The 10065-nt window shown below is 46.5% G+C and carries 9 protein-coding genes; 3 read left to right on the forward strand and 6 right to left on the reverse strand.

The window, feature by feature from the left end; translation table 11 throughout:
* From UXZ23_RS03795 to UXZ23_RS03805, 3 genes are read left to right on the forward strand one after another with little or no spacing between them, the layout of a single operon-like run.
* Positions 1–417, forward strand: a complete 417-nt coding sequence (locus UXZ23_RS03795) for an FHA domain-containing protein (protein WP_320819315.1) — start codon at positions 1–3, stop codon at positions 415–417.
* Between the two features lie 55 nt (positions 418–472).
* Positions 473–1336, forward strand: a complete 864-nt coding sequence (locus UXZ23_RS03800) for an MBL fold metallo-hydrolase (RefSeq protein ID WP_320819316.1) — start codon at positions 473–475, stop codon at positions 1334–1336.
* 10 nt (positions 1337–1346) lie between these two features.
* Positions 1347–3596: an adenylate/guanylate cyclase domain-containing protein gene (locus UXZ23_RS03805; RefSeq protein WP_320819317.1), complete on the forward strand. Its 2250-nt coding sequence runs from the start codon at positions 1347–1349 to the stop codon at positions 3594–3596.
* A gap of 105 nt (positions 3597–3701) precedes the next feature.
* Here UXZ23_RS03805 and UXZ23_RS03810 read toward each other — a convergent pair whose 3' ends face one another.
* The 6 genes from UXZ23_RS03810 to UXZ23_RS03830 form a co-directional block, all read right to left on the reverse strand.
* Positions 3702–5462, reverse strand: coding sequence for a PKD domain-containing protein (locus tag UXZ23_RS03810; protein ID WP_320819318.1), 1761 nt, complete (start codon positions 5460–5462; stop codon positions 3702–3704).
* 49 nt (positions 5463–5511) lie between these two features.
* A complete protein-coding gene (locus tag UXZ23_RS03815; RefSeq protein WP_320819319.1) occupies positions 5512–6369 on the reverse strand; it encodes a FecR family protein in 858 nt (285 codons plus the stop codon).
* Positions 6370–6378: 9 nt separating this feature from the next.
* The gene (locus UXZ23_RS03820; RefSeq protein ID WP_320819320.1) at positions 6379–7629 is read right to left on the reverse strand and encodes a tetratricopeptide repeat protein; all 1251 of its coding nucleotides are present in this window, start codon (positions 7627–7629) and stop codon (positions 6379–6381) included.
* A gap of 308 nt (positions 7630–7937) precedes the next feature.
* On the reverse strand, positions 7938–8021 hold the full coding sequence (locus UXZ23_RS15615) for a hypothetical protein (protein WP_414491456.1): 84 nt from the start codon (positions 8019–8021) through the stop codon (positions 7938–7940).
* A complete protein-coding gene (locus UXZ23_RS03825; protein ID WP_320819321.1) occupies positions 7993–8829 on the reverse strand; it encodes a mechanosensitive ion channel family protein in 837 nt (278 codons plus the stop codon). The genes UXZ23_RS15615 and UXZ23_RS03825 overlap by 29 nt, the downstream gene beginning before the upstream one ends.
* A 118-nt stretch (positions 8830–8947) precedes the next feature.
* Positions 8948–10015, reverse strand: coding sequence for a 2Fe-2S iron-sulfur cluster-binding protein (locus UXZ23_RS03830; protein ID WP_320819322.1), 1068 nt, complete (start codon positions 10013–10015; stop codon positions 8948–8950).
* Positions 10016–10065: the final 50 nt, after the last annotated feature.

Genomic DNA, 10065 nt, shown 5'->3' on the forward strand with positions numbered 1-10065 from the left:
ATGAGTGACGTCGTTGAAGATAATAATATTGGTGGCGCATGGACTTTGCCGGTGTCGCCGAAACCGCCTGAGGTGCTTCCTCGTATTGCCGATGCGGAAGTCGCTCGCCTAAAGAGTGCTACTGCTAGCGCAGCAATTGTTTTGCTGTCAGATATGCCCGCTGATAATAAATTGTTAGATATGACAAGTGATGGGCCTTTTGTTGTTGGTTCAGCCGCCACTACAGATTTAATCATTAATCACGAATCGGTGGGAGCTGAGCATTTCGAGCTAGTTGCGATTGAAGGGCAATACAAAGTCACGAATCTGGCATTGCTACAAGGAACATGGGTTAACGAGAAACGAATCCGTAGCCAAAAACTGGTGAATAAAGACATTATTCGCAGCGGCTGCGTTGAATTTGTGTTTTTAACCTGAATCGTAATTATGTCTATGCTGCTACAGGACGTTAAACATTGATTGAGCGATTGATATGAAAATTACCTTCTATGGAGTCAGAGGCTCTATCGCTGTTTCCGGGCGAGACTTCGTGAAGTACGGTGGCAATACATCTTGTGTGCATGTCGAGTTAGATTGTGGTCGTCATTTGGTATTTGACGCCGGTACGGGATTGCAGAACTTAGGTAAGAAAATTCGTAAAACCAAGGACTCTATTTATTTATTACTGAGTCATCATCACCTTGATCATATTCAGGGATTTCCATTTTTTGATCCTATCTATTCATCGAGCGCAGATATTCATTTATTGATGCCTGCGGTATCTGAAGGCGAGGTTTTTCCACTATTAAACCAAATGGGGGGACGAACGTTTCCCGTGTCTTACCAAAATTTGGCATCGCGTATTACCACCTATCCTTTAATTCAAAGCAGTGATTACGATTTTTTGCACTCCACTCGATTATCGACCCTGTCGCTTAATCATCCGGGCAGTGGCTTGGCTTATAAGCTAGAAGCGGATGGCGCAACGGTTGCGTATGTCACTGACAATGAGCTTTTTCCGCCGGGTACGCCGCTGAATCATTACGACCAATGGGTTAAGTTTCTGCATGGTGTTGATGTGCTTATTCATGATGCGCAGTACACCGATGATGATATGCCACACAAACATGGCTGGGGACACTCAACGATTAAGCAGGTTATGCAGCTGGCCAAAGATGCAGAAGTAAAGCATTTAGCTTTATTTCACCATGATCAAGAACGAACAGACTATCAGCTAGATGCAATTGCCAAAGAATGTGGTGAGCAGTTACACGCTAACAATAAAGAAGCGAGCTGCTTTTGCACATTTGAAGGGATGGCATTGAGGCTGGATAAAAACGGATTAAATTCGCTATGAAAAACCTACTATGATTCGCTCTTTTTTTCGGATTATGCGTTTGTCGCGATTATGGCGCATGATTCCACATAGCTATCGCTCTTGGTCGCTAAATCTATTCATCTTTGCTTTATTAGTGCTTTTGTTTCAGTGGAGCATTCAGCCGGGTAAGTCGGATTCTATTATTCATCGCATGAACGGCATGCTCTACGATGTGCGTTTATCAACCATGATGGACGACAGTATGGATGCTGGTACCACCGCGATTGTGGTGGTTGATATCGACGAGAAAAGCTTGCAGCAATATGGTCGCTGGCCGTGGAGTCGCGAAACAATTGTAAGTTTGCTGCAGCATATTAAGACGCAAGGCGCATTAATTACCGCATTCGATATTGTGTTTTCTGAGCCTGAACGAAACTTGATCGAACGTATTCGGGAGCGTCCAGAATCAGCGCCAATTCAGGATTTTTTACAAACATTAGAAGCGGATTACGACTTCGACGGTAAGCTCGCACAGCAGTTTACTGAACAGGATGTCATCCTCGGCTATTTATTTCTTAATGCCGAAGCCGATAGAACAGGTTATTTACCGGCATCTCCGTTTGCAGCATCTAGTTTATATCAAGCTATGCCGGTGCAGAGTTTTGCAGGCTATGCCGCACCATTAGAGATGTTTGTTGAGAGTGCGCTGGGCAGTGGTTATGTCACTATCCAGCCGGATGTCGACGGTATTATTCGCCGCGCCCCTCTGATATTGAAACACGACGACGTCTTGTACCCATCGCTGGCTCTAGAGACGGCTCGCCAATTTTTATTGGCCGAGCACATGAACATTAAAAGCGCGAATGTGAATGGTGTCGAAAGCATTGTAAACATCAGCTTAGATAACGTTGTGATTCCGACCAACGAATTTGGCGAGGCCGCAGTGCCTTATCGTGGCGGGGCTAAGAGTTTTCCCTATATTTCTGCGGCTGATATTTTAAATGGCGAAGAAATTCCCGAGCTAGCCGATTCTATTGTACTGGTAGGCACGTCGGCAGTTGGCTTAGCAGATTTACGTTCAACGCCATTACAGCCCTTTTATCCTGGGGTTGAAATTCACGCCAACATCATCGACGCCATCGTTAATGAGCGGCCCTTTCCGTATCAACCGGACTGGTTTTCAGGTGCCTCGGTACTCGTAATGTTGCTGTCTACGTTGATCTTAACCTATGCCTTACCACGTCTTGGCGCATTAATGATGCCCTTGGTTAGTTTTACTTTGCTGGGCGCATTAATCGGCTTTAATTTTTACAGCTGGAAATATTGGAGCTTAGATTTACCCTTATTTATACCGGCCTTATTGGTCGTAGTAATCTCATTAAAAGAGATTGCCGGTGGATTTTTAGGTGAACAATCACAACGAAAAATGATTAAGGGGCACTTTGATAAATACGTACCCCCTGCTCACATCGAACGCATGATGAGTAACCCTGATGGCGTTAACCTTGATGGCGAAAAGAAAGAAATGTCGGTGTTGTTTTCTGATATTCGTAGCTTCACGACTATCTCGGAAAAATTGAGCACGCAAGAACTTAAGCTATTGCTCAACCTCTATTTCACTCCGATTACCGGCATTATTTTTGATAACCAAGGTACCGTGGATAAGTTTGTTGGCGATATGGTAATGGCGTTTTGGAATGCACCACTGGATGTGGATGATCATGCTCATTATGCGATCAAAGCGGCGATGGAAATGCTGAAGAAAACCGAAGACTTACGAGCTGATTTCGCTCAGCGTGGTTTGCCCCCCGTATTTATTGGTGTCGGTGTGAATACTGGCGAGATGAACGTTGGTGACATGGGTTCTGACACCCGCCGCAATTATACGGTACTGGGTGATGCGGTAAACTTGGGTGCCCGTCTTGAAGGTTTAACCAAGTTTTATGGTGCAGATTTATTAGTGGGTGAAAGCACCCGCGCAGTGGCACCTAAATGGCTCTATCGTCACATGGATCGCGTGGCGGTGAAGGGTAAAGAAAAACCGGTGGATATCTACGAACCGCAGATAGAGTTAGCCTCTGCCCCTGCGGAGCTTGTCGCTAAGTGCGAACGCCATGAAGTGGCTATGGAGCATTATATTGCCGGTGATTTTACCCAGAGTTTAGCCATTTTTAATGAGCTAGGGCTGCAGTATCCGAAAGACAAAATATACCCACTATTTATCGAGCGCATTACCCTGCTGATGGAAAATGCTCTGCCGGATAACTGGCATGGTGTTTATATTCATACGTCTAAGTAAGCGTTTAAGTTTAGATTAACCACTGCGAAGACAATAAAAAACGGGCCATTAGTAGGCCCGTTTTTTTATGTCTGCGGTACTTCTTGTCTGTCTAATGTTTTGTCTCTAAGGTCCTTGAACCGGAATTTCAACAGAGAAGCTTTCACTAGCGAATCCACTGAGGCCGCTTCCATTGGTTACCGTTAGGTACACATCTAGAACAGCGACAATGCCAGGAGACCATTCAATGGTAGCCGTGCCGTCGCCATTGTCGGTTAAGAAGAAGTTATTTGGATCTGATACTTCCCAGCTATAGGAGAGTGATCCACCCTGCGCATCGACACTGCCAGTACCATCGAGGACGAATCCGCCATCAAAGGTATTTAATATTCCACTTGCTGGCGTGAACATGGCTGTCGGCTCAGCGACAATACTGATGATTATAGTATCGGTATCAATAGCACCTTGGTCATCGGTGACTTGAAGTTGCATTTCAATATCGCCAACAAATCCTTCGATCCAATCCACTTCGATGTACAGTGGGCCTTCGAGTTCGATGAAAGAAACGTCAGTGCCGAGTGCGGCACTATTCACAATCGTCCAGCTGTAATCAACGATGTTGCCATCGATATCGAAACTATCGAACGCATCTAGATAGGTAAAGCCACCCAAACTGCCAAGAGTGGTAGGTCCTTCAGTGAAGATAATAGCCGCAGGCGCTTGATTTGGCGGCGGAGTAACCGTGATGACGATAGTGTCTGTGCCTACGCCACCTTCGTTGTCAGTAACGGTTAATTCAAATTCGATAGGACCAGAATATCCTGGGCCAACTTCAATAACATACGAGCCTGGGGTCTGGCCTTCAGAGAAAAACAGTAGCTCTTGAGTATTGCCGCTGAGAAGAGTCCACTGATAGCTATTGATCGTGCCGTCTTCGTCATAACTTGCGGCACCATCTAAATTCAGAATCAAAGGCATTGGGCTTTGCTGTGGATCAACGGCAAGGTTCTCAATGCTGAAATCGTTGCCTGCAGCAGCAATTGGCGCGACATTCGGAATGTCGGTGTAGAGTAGGTCAATGGTTAGATCGGTTGATTCCGTATTGCCGCCTTCATCGGTCAGCGTTAAACGCAGTACTAGGCTGTCTTCTGTGCCATCAATAATGCTTGGGTCGGTTGCGCGGAAATAATTGAGCGTGGTGATATCACCGCTGGCGGTTTGTGCTGTTTGCTGGCCAACTTCATCAAACAGTTCTGCAGTTGCTCCCGCTAATACGGGGCCACTGACAATGCTCCAGCTATAAGTGCTGACAGCACCTGAACTTGAAGTCGCTGATAGCGGTAGGATCAACGAGGACTCTAGATTTAGTCCTGTAAGATCAAGCAAGTATTGTCCGCTCAGCTCATCAACACCCAAATTACCAGCATCGGCGGTAATAACAGGAATCAAGGCTGGTAATATATCTTCTAGCGTTAGTGCAACTGTGTAGCGTTCTCCGGCAACCACATCTGTTAATGTGACAGCTCCTTGTGACAAGGCTTGGCCGGACGCATCGAAGGCAACAACGGTAATGTCGTAACTGCCTGGGATTAGACGTAAAACAACGGTCGGATCCGCGGCGGTTAGCGTTGCTTCTTGGACTTCTTGCGTATCTTGCGATACGACAGTGATTTGCAGGCTAGCAATGGTTTGCACCATAGAGGTCGTGCGTGGCGCAACGACGCTTAACGATAGATCCGCTGCGCGAGTCGGCGCCGCGTTAACAGCACTGTCGGTACTTGAAGATGTATTGTTGTCGCCGCCGCAAGCGGCGAGAACTAGGGATAAACAAAGCAACAAAAGGCCTTTAATTCCCAGAGAACTCTTCATGTTCGAAATATATTTCATGACTAAAATCTCGTGAATACTGGGTAATGACACATATCGGCAATGTGCATTAATTAATAATTTCGTTGAAGTCCAAAACAACTTCGGCTTCAGAAGCCGCAGCATCCGGTTCCTGTGTTGCCGGATCTTCAGTAACAATCGGCTCCTGTGTATCCGCAAATACTTCGGCATTGTTTTCCAACGGCTCTTCGGGTTTTTCTGTTACGTTGAAAGAGTCAATGCTGGTTAAACGCTCTAAGGCATCAGCCACATCGCTGGCGTCGACAGCCCCTGATTCGATTAAACGTTCAATATCGTTTTTGCTTAAGCTGTGGCCTTCAGAGAATTCTTCTGGAATCGTTTCGTAATACGTTACGCTACCAGTGGCATCGATAGAGGCGAATGAGTATTCGGCAGCAGCACCTAGCTCAATAGTGCCTTGCGATGTTTCGGCAGCGATCGTGCCTTCGTAAACACCGAGTAGCAATTTACCATCGGCAGTAATACGGACTTCATAATGCGTACCACGAATACCGATAGAGCCAACAGGTGTATCCAGTTTGTATTGGGTATGGTCGGCTTTACCAACCTGACCAGAAATAGTGCGTAGGCCGCCTTTTAATAGCTTCATGGCGACCGCGTCTTCTTCGGCTTCTTGGTATTTATATTCCAATACCTGCCACTCGCTGTTTTCGGTTAGTGCGATCATAGCGCCATCTTTCATGCGAAACTGTGCGCGTGAGTCTGGGCCTGTCGTGACTAAATCAGTTTCAAAAATTTTTGTGCGGCGCTTAACATCACGTCCGTCTGAGCCGTCTTGGCTTGCCGTGACAGAACCGCTGGCAACTAACGTAATACCAGCATTCGCCAATACTAAATTTGGCAGTGCGAATAGGATGGGTAGAAGTAAACCGGTTAGATATTTCATCACTCTTCCTTAAAACTGGTAGCCGAAGCCGACACGAACGAAGTTACGTTGGTAGTCGAAGAAATCTATATTGCTGGCACCATCAATGAAGCGGTACATGGCATTGATGCTAGATGAGCGTCCAATTTGCCATTCGTGCTTGAGCGTTGTGTAAAACAAGCTGCTTTGACGTCGTTCATTGCTGGTAGAGAAGTCATCTTGGTATTGATAGTTCTGATACGAGGTACTCAGGGATGTGGTGTTACCATTTTGGTAGTGATAGCTCAGGTCGTAGGTTAGGCCGATAGCATTACGCGCGTATTGCTCGCCTTCTGATTGCATTGCCCATTCAGTGGACGCCAATACATTAGCGGCATGGTGCCAAGCTGAAGGTGCATATCCAAGTCTAAAACCAACCATAGCTCGAACACGTTCTTGGGTGCTGTCGTCAAATGTTAGGTGAGTTAAACGCGAGATGATCTGTGGGCGTAGCGTTTTGTTTTCTTTATCCAGCTCGACAAGTCCAGACAAGGACGTTACTAAGCGGCTGAAATCGCCCTCAATTAATAGCGGACGTAGTTCGCCCGATAGCGTCACTGGGAATTTTAAATCACTGAAGGTATAGACGTTACGAACGGTGAATTCTGTTTGTTGTTGGCCGTCGTAGTAGCCGCGATGCCATAAACGCAGGTTGAGCGCGCTTTTCTTGCTGAATCGGTACGTACCATCAACCGCTAGATCGCTAAAGAAGCTGTCTTGCTTACGACGGTCACCGCTAACGGGTAGCTGTGAACCGTTGAACTCAACGGTGCTGCTATCTAAACCTAGGTTGTAGTTATCATCGTAGCCAGCACCAATTTCAGCGGCGACTTTCCATGGGTTACCGCGATTTTGATTGGTAAGCTGCTGTAATTGCGCATCAGCAATGTTAACTAGTTCTTCGTCGCTGGCTTGCTCACGTACGAAAGCCAGTTCGTAAGTCGCAGCATCGACATTACCGATTTCAACGTAAGTTGCCGCCAGTAACATATGTGCTTTGTAATCATCAGGGTTATTTAGTACGACGCGTTCAAGCGCAAACGCAGCTTGATCGTATTTTTGGTTGAAATAGGCGATACGACCATAGGCATAGTCGAAGCAGATGTCGCCTTCGTGTTCGGTACGATAGCTTTCCGCCAAATTCATAGCGTTGACATAGTCACCAGAACGCACTTTTTCATTCATCTGTGCGTAATCAATAACTTCTTCTGCCACACTCAAATTTGCGCTGGCACCCAGCATAAGGATGGCCATTTTGACGCTGAGTCGTGTTCGTTGAAAAAGCATGGTGTGAATGAAGCTGCTACAAGCGGAAAAGCCCATCGTACGGTCCTTCTTATTTGGATAGTGCGGAATAAGACACTCGTTCTAATCCCACAACAGAGCGGGCTGATATTTGAGTGGCCCGACTATAACATAGTGATTTTTGTTGGCACACGGCAAAACCTGCATTTACATATACATTGCTTTACGTTTGTTCACCATAAGTGGCAATTTGATTACCTTGTATATCTTGCCTGAGCTGTCTTTTTTTATTCAGACTAGAGAATTTAGGCCAAAAAAAGGAGGCCGAAGCCTCCTGATTTATTCAGCGAATTACCGGTATTAGGCAGCGTTTTCTGTTTTTTCGATATGAACGCTCATTTGCGGGAACGGAATTTCAATACCTTCGGCATCGAAGCGCAGTTTGATCTTCTCCGTTAGGTCCCACTTAACTGTCCAATAGTCGGCGGCGTTAACCCAAGGACGCACGACAAAGTTAACGGAAGAATCGGCTAGTTCTGATACAGCGATCTTTGGTGCTGGATCTTTTAGCACTAGCTCATGGCCGTTAACCATCTCTTCAAGAATGGCCTTGGCTTTCAACAAGTCACTGCCATAGCCAATGCCAACAACCATATCGACACGGCGCGTTGCTTGCTCAGAGAAGTTGATCATAGTGTTACCGAAAACGCTGGCATTCGGTACTGTAATCACCTTGTTATCGGGTGATTTTAAGCGCGTGCTGAGAATGGTGATTTGTTCGACAGAACCACCAACTCCATTGATCTCAACATAATCGCCTACTTTGAATGGGCGGAACAAAATCAACATCACACCCGCAGCAAAGTGACTAAGCGAATCTTTTAGAGCCAAACCAACGGCCAAACCTGCCGCACCTAACAAGGCAACGAGCGACGTGGTGTCTAAACCTAGTTTTGATAACGCAAAAACAAGAACTAAGAGCAGTAATACGCTGCGCAGAATACCGGATAAGAAATTGACCAAAATAGGATCAAGCTTGGCGGTCGTCATTACCTTGCTAACACCATTGCTAATCATACCAACGGCGATGCGACCAATAATGAAGATCAATAGGGCCAGAACGATCTGGGTGCCCCACGGTAAAACGTAATCTGCCCATAGTATTTCTGGATTCAGGTTTAGACTTTCTAGGTTCATTGGCGATCCTTCTTTGAAGTTATTAAATGTTTAAAACACGCTAGTGATTATTCACTGTGAAGGAATATTTGTTGGCGTATCGGTTTGAGAGCTATTAGTTCTAGCGGTTTTCTACAATCTAGCCGCGAGGCGCGTAGGCAAAAACATCAGAATGCATGTTGGCTTCAGTCAACCCTAGCGGAGCAAGTTGGTCGAGTGTGCCATAAACCATATTCGGAGAGCCACAGGCAAACATCTGCACATTGCTCAGATCGTTGAAGTCTTCATGAATCACTTGATAGATCCAACCGGCGCGACCATTCCAATCATCGGCATGCTGCTGAATGATGGGGTGGTAGTGAAAGTTAGCGTGGGAATGTGACCATTGTTGTGGCAGATCAGCTAAATAGAAGCTAACGGCTGCACGATTCGACCAGTACAGGTGAATTTCCCGCTCAGGTTCTAATGCCAGCGTTGCTTCAATCAAGGCTTTTATTTGCGAAAAGCCAGAGCCCGATGCCACCATTAACAGCGGTTGGCCTGCGGTTCGCTGCAAAAAGGCTTGATGAATAAAGCAGTCACCCATGGGCAGGGTCACCCGGGCAATAACGGCTTGGCGTAAAAACCGAATAACGCTTTCTGCTGTGTCGCTATTAGCGGCGATGTGTAATTCCAATTTGCGCGGATCGGAAGCGGTTAGCTTACCCGGAGCCGAGGCAATTGAATACGGTATTTGTTCCGCCTTGTCACCCTCGCCAACGTGCAGCATTAGATATTGCCCAGCGAAAAAATCGGGTGTTTTTCCGGCAGGCGCCATTAACTCAACACGATATACATCGTCTGGTAACGCTTCAATCAGACTGATTTGGCAAGCCAGTGTGATCGCCGGTTTATGGTCTGGGGCGTAGACATCGCTCATAACTATTTCAACGTCACTCTTAGGGTAGGCAACGCAACATAATACCTGATTATCTTGCTCAAGTATTGTATCGCCAAGGTCGTTACGAAAGCTTAGTTCGCCCGTTAAACGTTCGCCTTGGCAAATTTGGCAAACACCATTCTCGCAACTGACAGGCACGATCACTCGTTGTTCTAATGCTGCTTCCGCGATGGTTTGATCCGCGCGACAGTTTATGGTGACGCCCCGAGGTTGGAACGTCACTTTATAAACCGCAGCAGGATCAAGCGGCGGGCGCGTTGCGCTCATTCATCAAGCCCGAGAGGTTTCCACAAGGCATCGACGCGCTTTTTCACCGC

The organism is Thalassolituus sp., assembly GCF_034111725.1.
GTDB lineage: Bacteria > Pseudomonadota > Gammaproteobacteria > Pseudomonadales > Oceanobacteraceae > Thalassolituus.

Bases quoted from the DNA above. Each gene is read 5' to 3' on its own strand.
- UXZ23_RS03795 (WP_320819315.1), top strand. From the start codon at position 1: ATGAGTGACGTCGTTGAAGATAATAATATTGGTGGCGCATGGACTTTG.
- UXZ23_RS03800 (WP_320819316.1), top strand. From the start codon at position 473: ATGAAAATTACCTTCTATGGAGTCAGAGGCTCTATCGCTGTTTCCGGG.
- UXZ23_RS03805 (WP_320819317.1), top strand. From the start codon at position 1,347: ATGATTCGCTCTTTTTTTCGGATTATGCGTTTGTCGCGATTATGGCGC.
- UXZ23_RS03810 (WP_320819318.1), bottom strand. From the start codon at position 5,462: ATGAAATATATTTCGAACATGAAGAGTTCTCTGGGAATTAAAGGCCTT.
- UXZ23_RS03815 (WP_320819319.1), bottom strand. From the start codon at position 6,369: ATGAAATATCTAACCGGTTTACTTCTACCCATCCTATTCGCACTGCCA.
- UXZ23_RS03820 (WP_320819320.1), bottom strand. From the start codon at position 7,629: ATGCTGGGTGCCAGCGCAAATTTGAGTGTGGCAGAAGAAGTTATTGAT.
- UXZ23_RS03825 (WP_320819321.1), bottom strand. From the start codon at position 8,829: ATGAACCTAGAAAGTCTAAACCTGAATCCAGAAATACTATGGGCAGAT.
- UXZ23_RS03830 (WP_320819322.1), bottom strand. From the start codon at position 10,015: ATGAGCGCAACGCGCCCGCCGCTTGATCCTGCTGCGGTTTATAAAGTG.